At 69.5% G+C, this 20,688-nt stretch carries 14 protein-coding genes and 1 pseudogene; 9 read left to right on the top strand and 6 right to left on the bottom strand.

Features of this window, described 5'->3' with window-relative positions; all coding sequences use genetic code 11:
• Positions 1-258: 258 nt before the first annotated feature.
• Positions 259-3,837 (top strand): helix-turn-helix domain-containing protein, encoded by a 3,579-nt coding sequence (locus AB0A69_RS27460; RefSeq protein WP_361427484.1) that lies wholly within the window; start codon positions 259-261, stop codon positions 3,835-3,837.
• A gap of 350 nt (positions 3,838-4,187) precedes the next feature.
• On the opposite strand, the gene AB0A69_RS27455 is transcribed toward AB0A69_RS27460, so the two are convergent.
• Positions 4,188-4,316, bottom strand: a complete 129-nt coding sequence (locus AB0A69_RS27455; protein ID WP_361427481.1) for a hypothetical protein — start codon at positions 4,314-4,316, stop codon at positions 4,188-4,190.
• 144 nt (positions 4,317-4,460) lie between these two features.
• On the bottom strand, positions 4,461-5,093 hold the full coding sequence (locus tag AB0A69_RS27450) for a TetR/AcrR family transcriptional regulator (RefSeq protein ID WP_361427478.1): 633 nt from the start codon (positions 5,091-5,093) through the stop codon (positions 4,461-4,463).
• Positions 5,094-5,264: 171 nt separating this feature from the next.
• On the opposite strand from AB0A69_RS27450, the gene AB0A69_RS27445 reads away from it, so the two are divergent.
• Both AB0A69_RS27445 and AB0A69_RS27440 read left to right on the top strand, forming a co-directional pair.
• Positions 5,265-6,857 carry a DHA2 family efflux MFS transporter permease subunit gene (locus tag AB0A69_RS27445; RefSeq protein ID WP_361427475.1) on the top strand — a complete coding sequence of 531 codons (1,593 nt, stop codon included), beginning with the start codon at positions 5,265-5,267 and terminating at the stop codon, positions 6,855-6,857.
• A 226-nt stretch (positions 6,858-7,083) separates the two neighbouring features.
• Complete coding sequence (locus tag AB0A69_RS27440) at positions 7,084-8,265, top strand: FAD-dependent oxidoreductase (protein ID WP_361427472.1); 1,182 nt, start codon at positions 7,084-7,086, stop codon at positions 8,263-8,265.
• A gap of 1,118 nt (positions 8,266-9,383) precedes the next feature.
• On the opposite strand, the gene AB0A69_RS27435 is transcribed toward AB0A69_RS27440, so the two are convergent.
• Positions 9,384-10,064, bottom strand: coding sequence for a histone-like nucleoid-structuring protein Lsr2 (locus AB0A69_RS27435; protein WP_361427469.1), 681 nt, complete (start codon positions 10,062-10,064; stop codon positions 9,384-9,386).
• Positions 10,065-10,709: 645 nt separating this feature from the next.
• On the opposite strand from AB0A69_RS27435, the gene AB0A69_RS27430 reads away from it, so the two are divergent.
• The 3 genes from AB0A69_RS27430 to AB0A69_RS27420 all read left to right on the top strand — a co-directional run bounded on the left by AB0A69_RS27430 (position 10,710) and on the right by AB0A69_RS27420 (position 12,554).
• Positions 10,710-10,934, top strand: a complete 225-nt coding sequence (locus AB0A69_RS27430) for a hypothetical protein (RefSeq protein ID WP_361427466.1) — start codon at positions 10,710-10,712, stop codon at positions 10,932-10,934.
• Positions 10,935-11,477: 543 nt separating this feature from the next.
• On the top strand, positions 11,478-11,819 hold the full coding sequence (locus tag AB0A69_RS27425) for a hypothetical protein (protein ID WP_361427463.1): 342 nt from the start codon (positions 11,478-11,480) through the stop codon (positions 11,817-11,819).
• Positions 11,820-12,113: 294 nt separating this feature from the next.
• Positions 12,114-12,554: a peptidoglycan-binding domain-containing protein gene (locus tag AB0A69_RS27420; RefSeq protein ID WP_361427460.1), complete on the top strand. Its 441-nt coding sequence runs from the start codon at positions 12,114-12,116 to the stop codon at positions 12,552-12,554.
• Positions 12,555-12,946: 392 nt separating this feature from the next.
• Here AB0A69_RS27420 and AB0A69_RS27415 read toward each other — a convergent pair whose 3' ends face one another.
• Together AB0A69_RS27415 and AB0A69_RS27410 are read right to left on the bottom strand one after the other, a co-directional pair.
• On the bottom strand, positions 12,947-13,552 hold the full coding sequence (locus AB0A69_RS27415) for a hypothetical protein (protein WP_361427457.1): 606 nt from the start codon (positions 13,550-13,552) through the stop codon (positions 12,947-12,949).
• Positions 13,553-13,984: 432 nt separating this feature from the next.
• A complete protein-coding gene (locus AB0A69_RS27410) occupies positions 13,985-14,752 on the bottom strand; it encodes an NPP1 family protein (protein ID WP_361427454.1) in 768 nt (255 codons plus the stop codon).
• A 1,242-nt stretch (positions 14,753-15,994) separates the two neighbouring features.
• Between AB0A69_RS27410 and AB0A69_RS27405 the strand changes: the two are divergent.
• The 3 genes and pseudogenes from AB0A69_RS27405 to AB0A69_RS27395 all read left to right on the top strand — a co-directional run bounded on the left by AB0A69_RS27405 (position 15,995) and on the right by AB0A69_RS27395 (position 20,024).
• A pseudogene (locus AB0A69_RS27405) lies at positions 15,995-17,392 on the top strand (family 43 glycosylhydrolase).
• Positions 17,393-17,583: 191 nt separating this feature from the next.
• Entirely contained in the window at positions 17,584-19,008 is a 1,425-nt protein-coding gene (locus AB0A69_RS27400) for a non-reducing end alpha-L-arabinofuranosidase family hydrolase (protein WP_361427451.1), read from the top strand.
• Positions 19,009-19,427: 419 nt separating this feature from the next.
• Positions 19,428-20,024 (top strand): hypothetical protein, encoded by a 597-nt coding sequence (locus tag AB0A69_RS27395; RefSeq protein ID WP_361427448.1) that lies wholly within the window; start codon positions 19,428-19,430, stop codon positions 20,022-20,024.
• 193 nt (positions 20,025-20,217) lie between these two features.
• Here AB0A69_RS27395 and AB0A69_RS27390 read toward each other — a convergent pair whose 3' ends face one another.
• Positions 20,218-20,583, bottom strand: a complete 366-nt coding sequence (locus AB0A69_RS27390; protein WP_361427445.1) for a hypothetical protein — start codon at positions 20,581-20,583, stop codon at positions 20,218-20,220.
• Between the last annotated feature and the right edge of the window lie 105 nt (positions 20,584-20,688).

The raw sequence follows: 20,688 nt of genomic DNA, 5'->3' as shown, positions 1-20,688 counted from the left end.
TCGTGCGAGCGGGGCGCTTGGGGCCCCGCAGCACCAGTTCAGCGGGACGCACCTTTGTTCAGCAGGCCCCTGTCACCACACTGAACAATCAGGCGCGGCTAGAGCGGGGCGGCATCGGCGCAAGATCGCCTTGTAGGGACGCTGAACGTGCTCGTAGCGTGCCCTCAGCGCAGCGGTCCTCTGCGTGAGGGGAATTAACGTGGGAGCGGGGGGGTTGTGGGGCGTCGAGAAAGGCCAGTCGATCCGAACGAGGGTCCGGTGCAGCGGTTCGCTTACGAGTTACGAAAGCTGCGACAGGACGCGCAAGGGCTCACCTACCGTGAGATGGCCCGCAGGGCCCACTATTCGGTGACCGCGCTGTCGCAGGCGGCCGCTGGGGAGCAGTTACCCTCGCTCGCTGTCGCCCTCGCCTATGTGAAGGCTTGCGGTGGTGACGTGGAGGAGTGGGAGCGGCGCTGGAAGGAGGCGAGCGAGGAGTCGGCGTCCCAGGGTCTGGAGGAGGGGGGCCTGTCGCCGTATCAGGGACTGGCGCGGTTCGAGCCTGACGATCACGATCGTTTTTTCGGCAGGGACGAATTGGTGGCCAAATTGCGCCGGATGGAAGGCGAGCATCGCTTCTCGGCGGTCTTCGGTCCGTCGGGCAGCGGGAAGTCCTCTCTGCTGCGCGCCGGGCTGATACCGACGCTGCGCGAAGACAGCGCGAGCGGGGTGGCCGCTATACGGATCCTGATACCGGGCGAGCACCCCCTGCGCACCCATGCCGGCGCCCTGGGGCCGAAGGACGCCGCCGGTGACACCCTGATCGTCATCGACCAGTTCGAGGAGGTGTTCACTCTCTGCCGCGACGCCGCACAACGCACCGAGTTCATCGACCGGCTACTGGCCGCCAGGCAGCCGGACAGCCGGCTGCGCGTTGTCATCGCCGTACGGGCCGACTTCTACGGGCGTCTGGCCGAGCACCGTGCCCTGGCCGAGGCAGTGTCCGCTTCGGGCCTGCTGGTCGGGCCGATGAGTGCATCCGAGTTGCGCGAGGTGATCGTCAAACCGGCGCAAGGGGCCGGGCTGATCGTCGAGCGGGAGCTGACGGCTCGGCTGGTCCGGGAGGTAGAGGGTGAGCCGGGCGGCTTGCCGCTGCTGTCGCACGTTCTGCACGAGACCTGGCGCCGCCGCCGGGGGCGGGCGTTGACGCTACAGGCGTATGAGGCGGCAGGCGGGCTGCACGGCGCGATCGCGCAAACTGCCGAGGACGTCTACGCCGGTCTGTCAGACGAGCAGGCCAAGCTGGCCCGGACGGTCCTGCTGCGGCTGATCTCACCTGGTGAAGGCTCCCCTGACACCCGCCGCCCGGCTGCCCGAAGCGAACTCGACACCGCCGAGCACCCCGACACGGGCGTGATCCTCGACCGGCTGGCCCGCGCACGTCTGATCACCATCGGCGAGGACACCGTCGAACTCGCCCACGAAGCCATGATCACCGCTTGGCCCCGGTTGCGTAGCTGGATCGAGGAGGACCGCGAGCGCCTACGTGCCCACCGGCATCTCACCGAGGCCGCCACCGCGTGGGACCAACTGGGTCGTGATGTCGGGGCACTGTATCGCGGCGCCCGCCTGATGCTAGCCAGCGGCCTGGACCGACGGTCACTGACCATCCTGGAGTCGGCCTTCCTCGATGCCGGCTTGGCTGCGCGCGCAGCAGAGGAAGCGGCGGTACGACGGCGTGCACGGCTGCGGCGCCAGGCTGTGGCTTTGCTGGCCGTTCTGCTTCTGGTGGCCACCGCCACTGCGGTCTGGGCAGTGCGGGCGCAACGGGTCGCAAACGCACAGCGCGATATCGCGATATCGCGCGAGTACGCAGCTCGCAGCGACGCACTGCTCGCCCAGCGACCGGAAGCGGCGATGCTGACGGCGCTGAAAGGCTTCCAGCGCAGCCCCACGTCGGAGGCCCGCTCCAGTCTGATCAGCGCGTACGGCATGTACCGCGCCAATGCACTTACCGGACACACCAAGAGCGCGCGGTCGGTGACGTTCAGCCCCGACGGACACACGGTGGCCTCGGCGGGTGAGGATCACACCATCAAGTTGTGGAACACGCGTACGTGGCAGCTGACGGCCACCCTCAGCGGCCACACCGACACCGTCACCGATGTAGCGTTCAGCCCGGACGGACGGACCCTCGCTTCTGCCGGCGCTGACCACAGCATCAAGCTGTGGGACCCCGTCAAACGGCGGGAAACCGCGATGCTCACCGGGCACACCAATGCCGTGAACACCCTTGCCTACAGCCCTGACGGACGCCTCCTCGCAACCGCCGGCGGCGACCAGGCCGTACGGCTATGGGACACACGGACCCACCGCACAACAGCCACCCTCACCGGACACACCCGAACTGTTCTGGCCCTGGCCTTCTCGCCGGACGGCCGCACTCTGGCCACGACCGGTGCCGACCGCACCGTGAACCTGTGGGACATACACACCCGCAGAACAACAGCCACCCTCACCGGCCACTCCGATGCCCTCCAAGCGGTGGCCTTCTCGCCGGACGGCCAACTCCTGGCATCGGCCGGCGATGACAGCACGACCCGCTTGTGGAGCGTCAAGACCCGGAGAACAATCGCCCTTTTGGACGGCGAAGGCCAGACAGTGCGCGGTATCGCGTTCTCCCCGGACAGCCGCGTGATCGCCACCACCGGCATGGCGGGCACAGTCACGCTGTGGAACACCGGCACCCACCGACGGATCGGAGTCGTCACCAGCCACAGCGACGTCGCCGTGAACGCTGTGGCGTTCCGTCCCGACGGCCGCGCGATCGCAGTAGGCGGCGACGGCACGGTCCGGGTGTGGGACACAGCGACGCGTCAGATGCTCGCCGATCTCGGGAGCCGCATTGAAGGTGCTTCCGATGTGGCGTTCAGTTCTGACGGGCGGGCCCTGGCCACTGCCTTCAGCGATGGCACGGTCGGATGGTGGGACGTGCGCCGACAGCGTGAGACGGTCATGCCCACCGGTCACCGCAACAACATCCGCCGCCTGGCGTTCAGCCCTGACGGCCGCACGCTCGCCACGGCCGGGGGTGTCGAGACCAGCATCCGGTTGTGGAGCACAGCTACCCACCGGCAACTCGCCGTCCTCGAACACCGAAGCCCGCTCATGACGGTTTCATTCAGCCCCGACGGCCGCACGCTCGCCACCGCCACCTACGACGGCACCGTCAGACTCTGGAACGTGGCCGAGCGCCGCACCACCGCGGTGCTGACCGGGCACATGGATGCCGTCTTCACCCTGGCTTTCAGCCCTGACGGGCGGACGCTCGCCACGGCGGGCGGCGACCAGACAGTCCGCATATGGAACGTCACAACCGGGCGAACCACGGCGACACTCACCGGACACAAGGCGGATGTCTACCAACTGGCCTTCCAGCCCCGCGGCCGCATTCTCGCCACCGCAAGCGGTGACCACACAACACGACTGTGGGACACCAGCACCCACCAGTCGACGGCCGTGCTGACCGGTCACAGTGATTCGGTCTTCGCCCTCGCCTTCAGCCCCGACGGGGAAACCCTGATCACCGGAAGCGGCGACCGTACGCTGCGGCTATGGGATGTCGAAACCCGGCACACCACGGCCGTCCTCAGCGGCCACGCGGAACGCATTCACGTCCTGGCCGTTAGCCCCGACGGCTCCACACTTGCGAGTCTCGCCGGCGGAGCCACGGGCACCGAGCGACGGCTGTGGACCCTCGACACAAACCAAATCACTCGGCACGTCTGTCAGGCCAGCGGTGACCACCACTGGTCCCAACTACTGGTCGACACAGCCGCGACCACGGCGTGCACCTGACGCGCATTCCATGCCCCCAGCGTGCCCTCGCCCACTGACGATCGGCTTCGGAACCTCCGGTCACTCCGGCAGGCTGCAATCCCTGTCGCTGGAGATGACCAGTGACGGCCCCCTTCCTCCAGTTGATCGAGGCCGAAGCACGTGGGTTCGCCGAGGACGAGCTGGTGCTCGTCCTGAGAACTTCGCCAGCACTACCCAGGTGCCAAGGACCTCTGAATGGTGCACTTCACTGCGAGCGGAGCCACAGGCGGATCGCGGCCACGGTGACCGTCCCGTGGAAAAGGTAGGCCCGCTTCCGGGCAACAGCAGGCCGTCCCGCACCGGTGGGCGGGACGGCCTGCGCGGGTCATTCACCGCGGTGCGGCCGTATCGCGGTAGCGGGGGCCGTACACCAGCAGCTCCTCGACGGGGACGCGCGGCGGCGCCCAGTGCTCCTGAAAGTCCGGGTGCTCGTGCCAGCGCACTGCGGCGTGGCGCACCGCCAGACCGATGCCGTCGATGAACCCGGCGTCGCGGACATCGACCGCTCCGTGGCCCCGGTACTGCAGCAGCCCATCGCCTTCCCGGCGTCTTCCGGAGCGGGCTTCGTGCGTGCTCGGCCCGGGATCGGGCCGAGCGGCGCGTCAGCGGCCGGCCGGGCCCAGGCCCGGATCCCCGAGCGTCCGGTGGGCCATCTCCAGCACGCTGCGGCTGATCGCCTCGGCGTCGATCGGCGATCCGTCGGTGATCAGTTCGTCCAGCAGTCCGTCGGCGGCGTGGTAGATCATGCGGAACGCCCACTCGGGGTTCGCGCTCCGGAACGCGCCTGCCACCGCGCCGCGCCGGACGAAGTCGCAGATCGTGTCCACCACGCGGGCGTTGGACTCCTTGCACAGCTCCAGCGCCTTCGCGTTCGCCGATCCGTAGACCAGCCGGTGCAGTTCCGCGTTCTCGATGGCGTGGTCCAGGAGCCTGAGCAGCAGCTCGTCCATGGTGGGCCACCAGGCCTGTCCCCGCCCCAGGATCTCCTGGGTGGTGTCGTAGAAGGCGCTGACGTACTGCTCCCAGAGGGCGGCCAGGACGTGGTCCTTGGTCTCGAAGTACATGTAGAAGCTGCCCTTGCCCATGCCCGCGGCCGTCGCGATGTCTGCAATGGTCGCGTCGGCGAAGCCGGCCGTCCCGAACACCTCCCGGCTGGCCCTCAGGATGTCGGCCCTGCGCGCCTCGGGGGTCTTCACGACGCGCTTGCGCTTCCTCGGGGTCGCGGTCTGAGCCATCACTGCAGCCCTTCTTGCTCGAGATTTTTGTGTCGAGAGTACATGACCGGTCGCCGGTCACTTGTCGGACCGACCGTCGGTCAGTTAGCTTTTCTGATGCCCAGGCTCCGCAGGGCCCGCCGCTGCGCGCAGGTTGGGAGCCCTCCATTTCCGCGTGAACATGAGGAAGACATGACACAAACGACTCCGGACACCACCCGAGGAAAAGGTCTGCTGCTGACCTTCATCTGCGTGGGCGTCTTCATGGTGTACCTCGACTCCACCATCGTGAACGTGGCCCTGCCGGAGATCCAGGCGGACCTCTCGGCGGACATGACTCAGCTCCAGTGGGTCATCAACGCCTACGCCCTCGTCGTCGCCTGCCTCCTGCTCACGTCGGGGACGCTCGGCGACATCTTCGGACGCAAGCGCATCTTCCTCGGCGGTCTGGTGGGCTTCCTCTCCGCGTCAATCCTCTGCGCGCTTGCACCGAACTACGAGTTCCTGCTGGTCGCCCGGGTGCTCCAGGGCGCCGCGGGATCCATCATGATCCCGGTCTCGCTGGCCCTCGTCTCCACCACCTACCCGCAGCCCGCCGCGAGGGCCCGCGCCATCGGCATCTGGGCGGGCATCGGCGGTCTCGCCCTCGCCGCCGGACCCGTGCTCGGAGGCGTCCTCGTGGACGCCTTCGGCTGGCAGTCCATCTTCTGGGTCAACCTGCCCTTCGGCCTGGCCGCGCTGCTCGTGCTCGCCGGCCGGCTCGCCGAGAGCAAGGCGCCGAACCGCCGTCGCGCCGACATCGCCGGACAGATCCTCTTCGTCGTGGCCATGGCCACTCTCGTCTACGGCCTGATCGAGGCCAGCGCGCGGGGCTGGGGCGACCCGGTCATCCTCGGCTCCTTCGTCGTCGCCGCCGTCGCCCTGGCCGCCTTCATCGCCTGGGAGCTGCGCAGCGAGGACCCGATGCTGCCGATGAACCTCTTCCGCAACCCCGTCCTCGTCGTCGCCGGAGGCGTCAACTTCCTCGGCCTGTTCGGCTTGTACGGCAGCATCTTCCTGCTGACCTTCTACCTCCAGCAGGTCAACGGTCTGTCCACCACCGAGGCCGGCGTCCGGTTCCTCGCCCTCAACGTGTCGATCATGGTCTTCTCGTACGTTGCCAGCGTCGCCGCCGCCAAGTTCGACCCGAAGGTCCCGATCCTGATCGGGTCGCTGGCGAGCGCGGTCGGCCTCTTCGAGCTCGCCCAGCTGGAGCCGGGCAGCGGATTCGACTCCTACTGGTGGTCGATGGCGCTGCTCGGAGCGGGTGTCTCCCTGGTGGGAGCGCCGGCGACCGTCGCGCTGCTCTCCTCGGTCCGCCCGGAGCAGGCCGGCACCGCGTCGGGCGTGTCCAACACGTTCAGGCAGGTCGGCAGCGTGTTCGGCGTGGCCCTGACGGGCACGCTGCTGATCCAGCACCTGCACGGCGGGGTCCCCGACGCGCTGAAGGGCGTGCAGCTGGACCCGGCGGCGCGCGGTGAGGTGACCGGGCTGCTCTCTTCCGGCGACCTGAGCGCCATCGCCGAGCTGCCGGAGCAGGCGCGGGGGCCGGTGCGGGACGCGGTGGCCCCGATCTTCACCGACGGCCTCCAGATCGGCTTCACCGCCGCGGCCCTCGGCACCCTCGTCGGCGGCCTGCTGGCGCTGGTGATTCTGCCCAGCCGGAAGAAGATGGCCGAGGCCAGGGCGGCCGCCGCCGCGGCCGCCGGGCCCGCCGCCGAACCCTCGCGCGCCGCCTCCGCGTGACCGCGGCCGTCACTGCACACACCTGTTACGGAGGCACCGTGGATTGGGTGACTCACCCCCGGCAGCCCGGCAGCCGGCAGTGCGGCATCCGGCCTGCACCATCCGGCGCCCAGCGCGCCCGGCACCCGGCCCGCACCACCCCCACCCGCCCCGATGTCACACATCGCACCCGCCCACCCGTCATCCCTGAGGAACGGCCACACACCCACCCTCCGGGAGAGACACCATGCCCACCCCCATCACCATCGTCGGCGGCGGCTTCGCCGGGCTCACCGCCGCCATCACCGCCGCCGAAGCCGGCGCCCGGGTCACCCTGTACGAGGCGCACCGCACCCTCGGTGGACGGGCCCGCACCGCCGAGGGCCCGTACCGCACGAACGAAGGCCCCCACGCCCTCTACCACCGCGGCCCGCACTGGTCCTGGCTGACGCAGCGCGGCCTGCTCGGGCCCATGGCCGCCGTGCCGCCGCGCGAAAGCGCCCGGTTCCGCTTCCACCTGGACGGCGAGCTGCGCCGCACGCCGCCCCTCGGCATTCTCCGCCTGGCACGCCGCAGGCCCGAACAGGCCCCGGTCGACGCGGACTTCGCCACTTGGTCGCAGCGCCTGACCGGCGGCCCCGCCGGCCGCGCCGCCGCGCACTTCGCGGCCGTCGCGCTGTTCCACCACGACCCCGGCTCGCTCTCCGCCCGCTTCGTGCAGGAGCGGCTGCGCCGGGCCACCGCGCTGCCGCCCGAGGCGCACTACCCGCGAGGCGGCTGGGGCGGGGTCATCGACCGGATGGCTGCCCGCGCCCGGGACCTCGGCGTACGCGTCGAGACCTCCGCCCGCGTGGACGCGCTGCCCGACCGTGACGGCCCGGTCGTCGTCGCCACGTCCCTGGACGGCGCCCGCCGCCTCCTCGGGGACCCGGCGCTCACCTGGCCCAGCGGGCGCACCGTCCTGCTCGACCTGGCGCTCCGGTCGCACCGCGGCGACCCGTTCGTGATCTCCGACCTGGACGCACCCGGCTGGCTGGAACGGTTCACCGCCCAGGACCCCTCCCTCGCCCCAGCCGGGCAGACCCTCCTCCAGGGCCAGTTCCCGATCGCCCCGCAGCAGTCCAAGGCGGACGGTGTCGCCCACGCGGAACGGCTGCTCGACAAGGGCTTCCCCGGCTGGCGCGAGCGCACCCTCTGGCGCCGCGAGGCCGTCGCCAACGGCCGTACGGGAGCGGTCGACCTCCCGGGCACCACGTGGCGCGACCGCCCGGCGATCGACCGGGGCGACGGGGTCCTCCTCGCGGGCGACCAGGTCTCGGCGCCCGGCGTGCTGACCGAGGTGTCGTTCACCAGCGCGATCAGTGCGGCGTCCCTCGCCCTGCGGGCCGCCCGCGTCACCCCGTCCCGTACGCCCGCGCCTTGCCCTTAAGCGGACTTGAGGCTGAAGGCTCTCCCCGTACCGCACGAAACCACGCGGAGCCGCGACACCGCCGCACCGACAGCGAGCTGGGCGACGAGTCGTCCCCCGCACGAGTGGGGGTAGCCCCCTCGTCACGGAGACCGCTTCCGACATCGAGCACTCGTCCCCGCTCCTCGCCCGCATGGCCCCGGCGGGCGGACGCTGGGGGGGTGCATCGCCCCGGTCGCTCCTCGCGCGTACGACCGGGACGTGTCGGGAGCGGGCTGCGCGGCCTCCCTCACCTCTCCGCCGACAAGCAGGCCGCCGACAAGCCGCAGTTCATCCTCGTACTGGACAAGGTGCACGTCCGCGTGCCCGTCGCCGTCCCCGCACCCGCCCGGTCGCGGTGGCCGGGGTACACGGCGTACTCGTCGCGAGACGCTCGCCAGACCACCTCGCCGCCCATACCCGGACCTGGAGAGGCGTCGAACTGCGCGTCCCGCGGGCTCCTGAACGCCTACGGCCGCACCAAGGCTGCCAGCGAGGCGCTGGCGCTCGCCGCGGGCGCCGTGGTGCTGCGGCTCCGGGCGGTCTACGGCACTGGGCACCTGGAGCCCCGGCTGCTGTCCCGTGTCCGCCGCGTCCTGCTCCTGCCGCCCGGCCCCAGTGTCCGCCTCAGCCTGACCGCCGTCGAGAACCTCACCGACGCCTGCCTGCGATCGCCCAGCCCGTGCACCTTGGCCAGGAAGCCGGTGGCTGCAAGTTGGTGTTGGCCTTCGTGCCTTGCCCAGCTCAATGGGATGCCGACCGCGCGATGCTCCTCAGCGGCCGTACGGTCTGCCAGGTGCAGGTGAGCTGCGCACCTGGGCGGAAGGCCGACGGCTTGGCCGTCGGCGGGCAGCTGTTGCGAGATGGCCGCTGCGATATCCGGCCACCGCCCGAGCGCCGTACCGCTGGCCGGGTGGTCGGCGATAGTCGCGGACAATTCGAGCAGGTCTGGCGCAGCCGGATGGTAGTGGGCTTCTACTCACTCCCGACCTGGGCGGAATTGCCAGCCTCCGTTGACCTCTGGTGCGGCGGGTTTCGGTACAGGGGGCCAGCTGCCCATGCCTGCCTTGGCGCAGTCAGGCAGGGAGGCCAATCTGATGTCAGCCGTCGCCGCGCTGCTCCCAAGCCCGGACGATCTCGGGAGGAATACGTCCGCGGTCCGGTAGTTCGTACCCGTTGGCACGTGCCCATGCTCTGACTTCTTTAGGGCTCGTTGCGGCATCTTCTGTGCTGACCCGCACGCTGGGGCCGCGTTCTGGTGGGGCTGGGGAGAACACGGGCCCTGCAGTGGGAAGCGTGCGAGGAAACATGGGCACTTGCACGGACCCCTGCAGGACGGCGAGGATGAATTCGCTAATCTTCCCCTCGAATGTGAACCACCCGCCGCGCATGGCGTGATTGAGCGTAATTTTCCAGGAGTCCGGATCTTCGACGGGATCCGCGATCCAGAAAATATAGTCGCCGTTTCCTGTGACACCTGCGGCCAGAAGATTTTCGACATTGCAGGGAAGTGGCTCGGCATACGGGTCGGCCTGCCAGATCTGCTTGATCTGTTCGCGCAGGCGTCCCGGCATGGGACCGGTCAGGCTGTATTCTTCGTGCCCTCCAGGATGGTAGAGGGTGATGAAGTTGTTGAATTCACCGCGCCCATAGAGATCTGCGACCTGCTTGTAGTCGTCAGGCAGGCACAGCCCGACAGACTGCTCCACTTCGTCCCAATCGTGACGGCTGGGCTCCGAGGGTGGCGGGCACAGCTGAGTCAGAGCAGTGATCGTAGCCATCTGTTCTCCAGGATGTTCGGGGCGCGGACCGTCAGGTGACGCACGCGGGCCGGCGGCACCTCCAACAGGCCGAGTGCGACCCGAGCATGCCGGCGTACGTCTCCGTCGAAAGCACCATGCTCCGGGAGGAGACCGTGCGACGCCCGGTTGGCCGCACGCAGGCGGTTCCAGTCCGTCGCGGCCGGCATCCGAGGCGCACGGGCAATCGCCTGTACGGGGACCCCGGCCCGGATACGGGCACGCACTCCGGCGGCGGTCACAGCGGCGGGGGCGGGGGTGCAGGCGGCGGCGAATGAGGTCTCACGGGGGAGTTCACTGCAGGCCGGATTGCTCAGACGCCAATGGCACGCGCTCAAACTTCGGTGTCACGGAAGACAGGCGACTCAACAAGGACCGGCATGACCTGGCGGCTTCCTCGGGCCTTCGCGACGGCCAGCGCGCGTTCTCGTCCAGCTTCACCGGGGCACCCGGACGCAGGACCGCCTCAAGGGCATGCACACGGAGGCCGCCGTGCCGCGCCAACTACCCGGGCTCGGGTCCACAGGTTGATCACGTGGATCGCTCGACACCCCTGACCACAACGACTTCGAGGCGGGCGGCACGGACACGTACACCATCGCGGTACCGACGGACTTCGGCCGGCCGGTGAAGTTCCAGTTGTGGAAGGCGAAGGGTGACGACTGGGCGCCGTACGCCCGTGCCCGTATCACCGGCCCGGACGGCTTCGAGGGCCTCTGGGGCGGCGAGGCGGAAGCTGAGCACTACTGGCTCACCGACGGCACCGGGACGAAGGTCGAGGATGAGGAGCAGGTGAGCGTCTCGTACGGGCCGTACAGTCCCGAGTGGGCAGTGACCGCTGCCGACCACTGATCGATCGCCCGCCCCTATGCGCGCGGCGGTAGCCGGCTGACGCGGGTCTCCTCCTCATCAGAAGACAGGGGCGCCGGGCGGGATGCCGGGCAGGGCAGGCTGCGGCGCTGATGGAGCACGGGCTCCACGGGCAAGCGCGGAATCACCAGGACCTCCCGGCAGAGCGTTATGCCGATCCCCCGTCGTAGAGCAACAGGGCCTTGAGACGGCCACCGGGGTCTACCGACCGGCTCGTTGCGTTGCCGGCGGGACGGCGGCTAGGTACAGCCCGGCCATGGCCGCGGAGAGTTGACGCTGTGAGCCAAGTTGATGGCAGGCATTGCTCACGCTCGGAAGCCCTCCCTTTCGCAAAGATGTACGCCTGCGTCGACGGGACGTCCGGTCGACTGGCGGATAAGTCCGCCGACCACGGATCGCGGGTACCGCGCCATAGCCGATGCGATCCGGCAGCCGCTGCCGGAGTACAGAAAGGGGAATCGCGTGCGAGCACGAGCGCTGGCCGCTCTCAGCGCAACCACACTGCTGGTCGCTGGAGGCGTTGTCATGGCTCCATCCGCCTCGGCCGCTTCACGCACCGTATCGCTCAAGACCAGCGACGGCGCGCCCGGCGGCCAGGCAAACCTGACCGTCGACTGGTGGGGCAACGGAGACGGACGATACGCCGGCCGAGTCCGGGGCACCGTGAAGGACGTCGAAGCTGATCGCTGGTGCGCCCAGGTCCGGGTGCTCGACGACGGCCACCCCTACCATCTGACGCCCTACGCCTGCCCGAAGGGAGAGACCCAGCCCGTTTCCTACGACTTCGGTTCCTCCGAGAAGGTGGTTGTTCAGGTGTGTCTGACCAAGTCAGGCGTAGCCGTCGACTATTGCAGCAGGTGGGCATAGTCACTCCCCACACGGCAGCAGGGCCTACGCGTCTGCGGGCGGCGGGCGGCATGGGGACCTCGGTTCGGCCGACGGCCGACGCTCATGTCCACCTTCACAGGCCCTGATGTCGGCCATTCCCGAACCAAGCGGTGACACCCGATGAGCTGGACAGGCAACGTTGAGTAACCCCTGCTCGATGGCCGGCAGCGTGACCACCCCGAGCGGGTGCCACTCGGGCCACGGGGAGCGGTGGACCACGTTCCAGTCCCTTCCTCTGCTCACCCGTCACCGTGACAGACAGGTGATCTACTCATGACCAGGGGGAAATCCATGCACATCCGCAACAAGGCCGCCGTCCTCCTCACGGCGGGCGTACTGGCGTCTGGCCTGCTCGCCGGCGCCGCCACTGCTTCCGCAGCCCCGGTCCGGGGCGCCACCCAAGCGGCATCTGCACCCGACGCACAGGTCCCGGCCGCCGCGCCCAGGTGCACGCTCGCCGACTTCATCGGCTGGTACTGCGGGTATTACCCCGGTACCGCGTACAGCGACCGTGGGGACCGGGGGGACAAGGTACGGGAAATCCAGGCACTGCTGAGGTTCCACGGCGTGTCCATCGGATCGTCAGGCGTCGACGGCGTCTTCGGAGCCGACACCGAGCGCGCCGTGAAGACCTTCCAGTCCCGGAAGGGGATAGCCCGGGACGGCAAGGTCGGCCCCAACACCTGGTACTACCTGCGCACGCCGGGTGCCTGACACGGGCAGTGGCTCCCGGCCGTGCTGACCGCTGTGGTGCGTCACCAGCGACCAGTGGCGCTGCCGCCGTCGTCACCACCGTCCAGTGGCGCTGCCGCCGTCGTCACCACCGGCCGGGACGCATCGCCCGGTGTCTCGCAGCCAGGCGCGGCCAGTGGCCCGTAGAGCGTCATCGCCGCGCGACGGCGTGCGCCGCACTGTAAGAGTTCCTTACCTCCAGCCCCTCAACACGACGGCGGCCCTCACCAGCAGTGGTGGGGGCCGCCGCCTTTCCGCCGGAAGTGCTCAGGCCGGATGAATTCAACCCGCGAGTACAGGCCTGCTTTCTCTATGCTTGTTGAGCAGGTCCAGCATCTTGTTGAACTCGTCCGGTGAGACCTGCGAGCAGGTGTTCAGCGGTAGGGGCTGAAGCGGCCGAAGCGGGCCAGCAGCGTCCGTGCCGAGTCCTCGTCCAGCCCGAGGGCGGCAGCGGCCTGTTCGGCCGTCGTCTCCTGCCGGGCATCGCGGGCCGGCCAGTACCCCAGCCGTACGGCGGTCACCTCCAGTCGGCGGGCTGCTCGCAGGGCGGCCAACGGGGACGTCTTCGTCAGCTTCTCGATCTCCTCCTCCAGCTGGGTCAGCAAGGAGGTGACCGCCTCCGGCAGGGCCACGGCCGAGGCCTCTACTGCGGTGGTGTGCGCATCCCAGTCCATCTGGCACGCGTCTGCCGTGCCCGCTCTCGCTTCCGCCAGCTCCTGTTCGCCGATTTCGTCCCAGGCCAGGGTGTGCTCCGTGCCGGTCCAGCCGCACGAGCACACCGCGCGCAGCGCGGCCGCGCGCGGCCCGTGCGTGATGCGGCCGTCGTAGACGCTCCACTGAGCGATCGACTCCCCGCTCCCACCGGAGCCCGTGTCGAAGAGGACGGGCGCCGGTACGGTCCCGTCGGCCAGGAGGACACCCACCGCGCCCTCATGCGAGGCGCCGAACTCGTCGGTCGTCCACGTCTCCCGTTCACCCATGCCGCTCCTCCAGCCGCTTCGCCTGTCTTCCCGCGCGCACCCGGTCACGGGACGCCGGAGACGACGATGCCGCAGACTCGACGACCTCAGGAGCGAATCACCTATCAGGTGACCCTGCGGGTGGCCCGGTCCCACTGCCGAGCCGGACCTGTCGGCAGTGGGGCTCCCTCGTAACGGTGCTTGGCGCACAGCTGGGGAACCGCCGACCGGACGGCGCCGTCAGCCGTCAGCCGTCAGCCGTGGCATGGAGGTCGATGAGCAGCACATCGCCAAGCCCGAGTTCGTAGTCCTGGTCGTCACGGCTGTGGACGAGGATACCGTCCGCACCCATGGATGACTCCGGAAGCAGTGGGCGACCTGCCGCATCACGCCGATGTGCCACAGCTTCCCTGGGCGCCAGCCGCAGCAGCAACATGATCGACCGGACACCCCCTAGGCGTACGGGTCGAAGGGGACGCCGGCCGGCTTGGCCTTGGCCAGGTAGTCCGCGAAGCTGCCGTCCTTCAATCCGAAGTGGGCGCTGCCGAAGTCCGCCCGGCTGAGCTTCTCGCGGAGGCCGGGCGGGTAGCCGTCCCAGCCGATGAGTGCGGGGAACTGCCAGGTGCGCTGGTGGTTCTCGGGCGGCTCGTCGTTGCCGTTGGCGGCGCGGAAGCAGTGGGTACCGATGCCGTCCTTGTGGTAGACGATCTTCGGGTGGGGGCCGTCCCAGCGGATGGCGGCCCGGCCGTGGACGGTGAAGGAGCCGTGGTTCGAGGTGGACACGTACTGGGCCTGCCCGTTCTGGATCCAGACGACGACGTGCTCCCAGTCGTGGCGGTGGCCGCCGAGACCGCTGCCCCAGACCGCCTGGTCCTTCTCGAAGTAGAGGCCGTAGAGGACCGCGCACCAGCCGTTGTCACAGAGCGCGCGGGAGTAGCCGTTGGTCTGGGTGAGGTCCCAGGAGTCGCGGCACTGGCTGCTGACCGTGCCGGACGGGCTGAGTCCGGGGTTGAGGGTGCCGTCCGGGCCGATCGCGGCCGTCGGGTAGCAGCCGTCGGTGTCGTAGTCGTACGCGGGCTGGAAGGCCCGCTCCAGGGCGGACGCGTTCGCGGGAAGCGGGGGCGGCGGTGCGGCGAACGCGCTTCTTGGGAACGCGAGGAGGAGCGCGAGGGCGGCGCCGAGGACGGCGGCCCCCTTCGTAACGCGGCGCGAGGTCTTCAACTCCGGCTCCCTGCGGGGGTCGAGGCGATGGGTTGAGGGGTCGCACCGCGTGCCGGACGGTGGACCGGACGATCGCGCGCTGACATGCCCACTCCAAGTGGGCACCAAACGGCCGGCAACCGCCCAACGACTGCGAACACCCTGATCAGGAGTGCCGGGCAACGATCACCGGACGCCCTGGGGAAGGACGGATGACCGTGACGGGACAGAGAGGAGAACCGAGCGTGGAGGGCGCACCCGAGCCCGGGCGGCGCCGAAGAGCGATGGGGGGCGGGCGGCGGCGTGGGGACGAGGCATGGCTGCCGTGCGCCTGCCTCACCCACGAAGGCACTCTGACCGGCGTCTCGCCATCCCGCATTGAGCGGGTCGTGCACAACAGCCGGGAGGACGAGGTCGAACTCGGCGCGCGGCTGACGAACCAGCGCTCCCGCCGCACCAACCTGCTGGCCGAGCGCCTCACGGTACGCATCGAACTCGGGGTGACCTGACGGTCCGACCTTCCCCCCGGCCGCCTGTGGGCCAGGCTCGTGGCCGGTGGCGCGATCACCGCCTACGCGGCGTCAGCGATCTCCCTATCTCTATCCCTATCCCTATCCCTCACGACCAGACCAAGGCTCCGGTGACCGGAAAGGCGCTCCCTCCGGGTGGCGAACCCACCAATCTCCGACGTGCTGGTCATTGGCGTGAAACGGCCGGCTCCGCCCTGTCCGGTCCCGTCGGACGCACCTACGCGCGGCGCCGCCTCTGCTATGGACGGGACGCGTCGAGTCACGCGCGGGCTTCCGCTGACGCCGACCGTGGTGGCCTCGCGCAGTCGGCGTGAGGGGCCGAGACCTCCTGTTGACTGAGGACGGACCGGCTGAATCGACGTGACGCACGTCAGGATGCGGTCGAAAGTACCGGCGCCCCTCGGGAAACGACGTGCCGCGCATGCGTCGGACTCGTCCGACCGGGTGCTATCGCCATCCGCGTAAACACGCCACCTGGCGCCAACTAATCGGGGCGCAGGGCATTTGACGGCGTGACGTGCGCCTTTCCCGTGGGAGACCTTCGAAATGTTTCGATGCATGCGGCGATACATGCGAGAGGGGTTGACGTCGTTCACCGCTTCCCTACCATTCAGGGGGACCGATAAATCGAACTACGGTCGATATTTCGAACCCACGGGAATTGATGCGCCGCGCAGGAGGGCATCTCCGCGATACGCCCTCCGCATCCCGAGCCCGAGGAGCCCGTCCACGCATGTCATGCCCTCGTCAGCCTCTTCCTCGTCGTCATGCGCTGGCGACCGTCACCGGCCTCGCCGTCGGCATGATCCTCCCGGAGGGAGGCTCTCGTGCCGCAGCCGCTCCCGCCCAGGGGCCGGCCCGTGCCGCCGGGGAATACGTGAATCCGGTGATCTGGCAAGACTTCGCGGACATCGACGTCATCCGCGTCGGAGACGCCTCCTACGCCTCGGCCTCGACCATGCACTACTCGCCGGGCGCACCCGTCCTGCGCTCGTACGACCTGGTGCACTGGGAGATCGCCGGCCATTCGGTGCCGGTCCTGGACTTCGGTGCCCAGTACGACCTGAATGGGGGCCGCGGCTATGTCCGAGGGATCTGGGCGTCGACGCCGGCCTACCGGCCGAGCAACAGGACGTTCTACTGGCTGGGCCAGGTCGACTTCGCCCGGACGTACCTCTACACCGCGACGGCCGCCGAGGGGCCGTGGAACCGGCTGACGACCATCAGTACGCCCTACTACGACGCGGGGCTGCTGGTGGACAGCGACGACACCCTGTACGTGGCGTACGGCAACACCGCGATCAGCGTGGCCCAGCTCTCCCCCGACAGCCGCACCCAGGTCCGCACCCAGCAGGTGTTCACGACCCCGTCGAGCGTCGGCACCCTTGAGGGGGCGCGCTTCCACAAGATCAACGGGCAGTACTCCATCTTCCTGACCCGCCCCGCGAACGGGCAGTACATCCTGAAGTCGTCGGGCGGCCCCTCCGGTCCGTACACGATGCGGCAGGTGCTCCTCGACCTGCACGGGGCCCATTCCCGGCGGAGGCGTCCCGCACCAGGGTGGTCTGGTGCAGACGCTCAACGGCGCCTGGTACTACCTGGCATTCGTCGACGCCTACCCCGGCGGCCGGGTGCCGGCGCTGGCACCGGTCACACCCCCATGACCGGCGTCGACACCTTCGACGGCAGGACCCTCAAACCGAGAGGGGAGTGGAACCACAACCCGGACATCACCAAGTGGTCGGCCGACAACGGTCTGACCTTGCGCACCGCGACGGTCACCAACGACCTGTACGGGGCCCGAAACACCCTCACGCACCGCATCCAGGGACCCACCTCCACCGCCACGGTCCAGCTCGACCACGCCGCGATGCGGGACGGCGACCGGGCCGGACTCGTGCTGCTGCGTGACGCCTCCGCGTGGATCGGTGTCGAGCGCGAGGGCGGCGCCACCCGGGTGGTGAGGGTCGGCGGGCTGACCATGGACAGCAACTGGAACACCACCGGCACCGGTTACGAACTCACGAGCGCGCCCGTCTCGGGCAGCCGCGTCCGGCTGCGCGCGAGCGCGGACATCCGGGCGCTTGGCGGCTCGGTCCGCGTCACGCGGTTCGAGCTGTCCACGCCCTGAACCGCGCCGACACCGTTCACACCTCCGCCCCGGGGCGCCCACGCGGCCCGAAGGCACCGGGCGCCATCAGTCCTGCAGAAGGTCGCACCGCCGTGGTGCTCGCAGATCGCCGCGCGCCGCACTCCACGACAGTCCGGACAGCCTCCGACGAGGCCGGCCGGAACCGCTCACCCAAGGTTGGGGAAGTCACCATGTACAGAGGACGTTTCAGCCGCAGGCATCCCACCGCGGTGCTCGCCGCCGTGTTCGCGGCTCTGGCCGCGGTGGCGGCCATGCTCGTCGCCACCCCGGCTCAGGCGGCCGCCAGTGGCGCCTTGCGCGGTGTGGGTTCGAACCGGTGTCTCGACGTACCGGGCGCCAGCCAGACCAACGGCACGTATCTGCAGATCCACGACTGCTGGGGCGGGACCAACCAGCAGTGGACGTCGACGGACACCCACCAGCTGACCGTGTACGGCGACAAGTGCCTCGACGTCCCGGGCCACGCCACGGCGCCGGGTACCCGGGTGCAGATATGGGCCTGTTCCGGCGGCGCGAACCAGCAGTGGCGGGTGAACTCCGACGGCACGGTCGTCGGCGTGCAGTCCGGGCTGTGCCTGGAGACCACCGGCGCCGGTACGACCAACGGCACGGCGGTGCAGATCGGGACGTGCAACGGTGGCAGCAACCAGAAGTGGACCGGCCTGCCCGCAACCCCGCCGACGGACGGCGCGTGTCCTCTTCCGTCGACGTACCGGTGGACGTCGACGGGTGTGCTGGCGCAGCCGGCGAACGGGTGGGCCGCGGTGAAGGACTTCACCACCGTGACGCACAACGGCAAGCACCTGGTCTACGCGTCGAACGTGTCAGGGTCGTCGTACGGCTCGATGATGTTCAGTCCCTTCACGAACTGGTCGGACATGGCGTCGGCCGGCCAGACCGGGATGAGCCAGGCCGCGGTGGCGCCCACGCTGTTCTACTTCGCGCCCAAGAACATCTGGGTGCTGGCGTACCAGTGGGGCGCGTGGCCGTTCATCTACCGCACGTCGAGCGACCCCACCAACCCCAACGGCTGGTCCGCTCCGCAGCCGCTGTTCACCGGGAGCATCTCCGGCTCCGACACCGGCCCGATCGACCAGACGCTGATCGCCGACGGCCAGAACATGTACCTGTTCTTCGCGGGGGACAACGGCAAGATCTACCGGGCGAGCATGCCGATCGGGAACTTCCCGGGCAACTTCGGCTCGTCGTACACGACGATCATGAGCGACACGAAGGCCAACCTGTTCGAGGCGCCACAGGTCTACAAGGTCAAGGGCCAGAACCAGTACCTCATGATCGTCGAGGCGATGGGCGCGAACGGGCGCTACTTCCGCTCCTTCACGGCCACCAGCCTGAGCGGCTCGTGGACCCCGCAGGCCGCCAGCGAGAGCAACCCCTTCGCAGGCAAGGCCAACAGCGGTGCCACCTGGACCAACGACATCAGCCACGGTGACCTGGTCCGTGACAACCCCGACCAGACCATGACCATCGACCCCTGCAACCTGCGGTTCCTCTACCAGGGCAAGTCCCCGCAGGCGGGCGGACCCTACGACCAGCTGCCGTGGCGGCCGGGCGTCCTCACCCTGCGGCGCTGATCTGCCGCGAGCCGACACTCACCGTCTTGAGGTACCCCGGCCGTGCGACGGCCGGGGTACCTCCCAGCCGCGGTGCCGTTGTCGCGGGCCCGCCGTGGCGTCGCCAACTGCTACTCGGAACCATCGACAAAGCGCCCGCTTGCACTAACGAAACCAGGCCACCGTCGCGCGCGTCGTGGAGGCGCATCGCGCGCGGCCGGGATCCGGTGCACCGAGGATGTGGCGCGGATGCGAGGCCGCGCCGGGTGCGTGCCCCTCTCCCCATCGGCCGGTGCTCGCCGGAGCGGAGTCCGCGCCCCAGCCGATGGGCACGGCGGTGGACTCCACTGAGCCTCCGCCAACATGAAGTCGCAGGTCAAACGGCTGGTGTGATCGGTTCTCGGAGTGCCGCAACCAGCGGGCTTCAGTACGGTTCCTCCATGGAAGATCAGCGTCATCAGGATGAGGCCAGTGTCCGGCTGGACAGCGAGCAGACCGCCGCGCCCGACGCCACCATGGTCGAGCGGACCACGCCGGAGATGACCGTGTTTGCGTGCGCTGCCTGCGGCGCTGCGCTTACGGGGCCACTAAAGCGTCTGCCGGCGGTGCCCGAGGCCCCCGATTACGCCTGGTGGGATGCGGAGGAGATGGGGCCATCGCCGGCCACTGTGCCGTCCGGCTGCTACGCGATCGAGACGGAACCGTACGGCCCGCCTCTCGTCGTTGCCGAGGCACCCGGCCCGGTGATGCCACGGCACGGAACTCGCTACAACATCGACGGGCAGCCACTGGTCTCGCAGGGGCCACGAGGCAATATCGTCCTGAACCCGGATGACTGCCGCGGGTTGACGACGCGGCACGCCTCCGCCGCATGCTGCGGGGCCACTCCCGATGGGGGACTGAACCAGGTCTGCGCCTGCGGGACACTGGTCGCGACCCTCTGCTCTGACTGCTGCCTGCCGTATGAGCTGCACCTCTCACCCGACCACGTGCGGGCCTTGTCACTCCCCGGGTCCGGCTCCGACCTGACGGGGTGAGCCCGCGCGGCCGCGGCTTGACTCAGAACCGCATCTCGCCTACGAGCCATCCGTCAGCGGCTGGATTGCCGGTTCTCACCACCCGTGGGCGGTGGTCTACTACGACCCGGTGCATGCTGGATCCCGAGTTGCTGGAGCGGGCACCGCGAACCGGGCGTGGAGGAGATCTCGCTTCCGTGGGACTACCAGCGCATCATCGTCGCCGTGCGGCAGGCCGCCGCAAGCCGGTCAGACTCGTCGATCGCGGCTGGCTGCGGAAACCGCCCGACGGCCGGTCACCACCCGCCTGTGACCACAGCGCCGCCTTCGCGATGGAGTCGTCCGAGCCGGGTACGAAGGCGCGGCCGCGAAGGTCTCCGAAGGCGCGGCGCATAGCGGAGACGACCGCGTCGACGGCGGCGGGCGCGGTGTTCACCCGGAGGGCGACCCTCTGCCGGACCACCGCCCAGGGGGCCCGGCACCGCTGAAACAGCCCGTCGACCATCTGCTTGCCGAAGCGCAGGGACGCCGAGGCGCGCCACCGTGCGAGCAGCCGCTCCACCGGCTTGGGCGTCTTCATTCTCCCGGCGGGTGTCCGGCGCCGCCCACCAGCCGAGCGCGTGGCGGGCCCGTTCGTCGGGCAGCCGCCCGTGGTCACGGACGTACCGGTCGGTGATGCGCTCCA

The sequence above is a fragment of the Streptomyces sp. NPDC045431 genome (assembly GCF_040646655.1).
Lineage (GTDB): Bacteria > Actinomycetota > Actinomycetes > Streptomycetales > Streptomycetaceae > Streptomyces.
This window is presented reverse-complemented; position numbering and strand designations above follow the sequence as displayed.

What these genes read in the sequence shown, in the direction of transcription:
- AB0A69_RS27450 (WP_361427478.1), bottom strand. Translation starts at nt 5,093, where the DNA reads ATGGCTCAGACCGCGACCCCGAGGAAGCGCAAGCGCGTCGTGAAGACC.
- AB0A69_RS27445 (WP_361427475.1), top strand. Translation starts at nt 5,265, where the DNA reads ATGACACAAACGACTCCGGACACCACCCGAGGAAAAGGTCTGCTGCTG.
- AB0A69_RS27395 (WP_361427448.1), top strand. Translation starts at nt 19,428, where the DNA reads ATGGAAGATCAGCGTCATCAGGATGAGGCCAGTGTCCGGCTGGACAGC.
- AB0A69_RS27390 (WP_361427445.1), bottom strand. Translation starts at nt 20,583, where the DNA reads ATGAAGACGCCCAAGCCGGTGGAGCGGCTGCTCGCACGGTGGCGCGCC.
- AB0A69_RS27415 (WP_361427457.1), bottom strand. Translation starts at nt 13,552, where the DNA reads ATGGGTGAACGGGAGACGTGGACGACCGACGAGTTCGGCGCCTCGCAT.
- AB0A69_RS27425 (WP_361427463.1), top strand. Translation starts at nt 11,478, where the DNA reads ATGGCTCCATCCGCCTCGGCCGCTTCACGCACCGTATCGCTCAAGACC.
- AB0A69_RS27420 (WP_361427460.1), top strand. Translation starts at nt 12,114, where the DNA reads ATGACCAGGGGGAAATCCATGCACATCCGCAACAAGGCCGCCGTCCTC.
- AB0A69_RS27400 (WP_361427451.1), top strand. Translation starts at nt 17,584, where the DNA reads ATGTACAGAGGACGTTTCAGCCGCAGGCATCCCACCGCGGTGCTCGCC.
- AB0A69_RS27435 (WP_361427469.1), bottom strand. Translation starts at nt 10,064, where the DNA reads ATGGCTACGATCACTGCTCTGACTCAGCTGTGCCCGCCACCCTCGGAG.
- AB0A69_RS27440 (WP_361427472.1), top strand. Translation starts at nt 7,084, where the DNA reads ATGCCCACCCCCATCACCATCGTCGGCGGCGGCTTCGCCGGGCTCACC.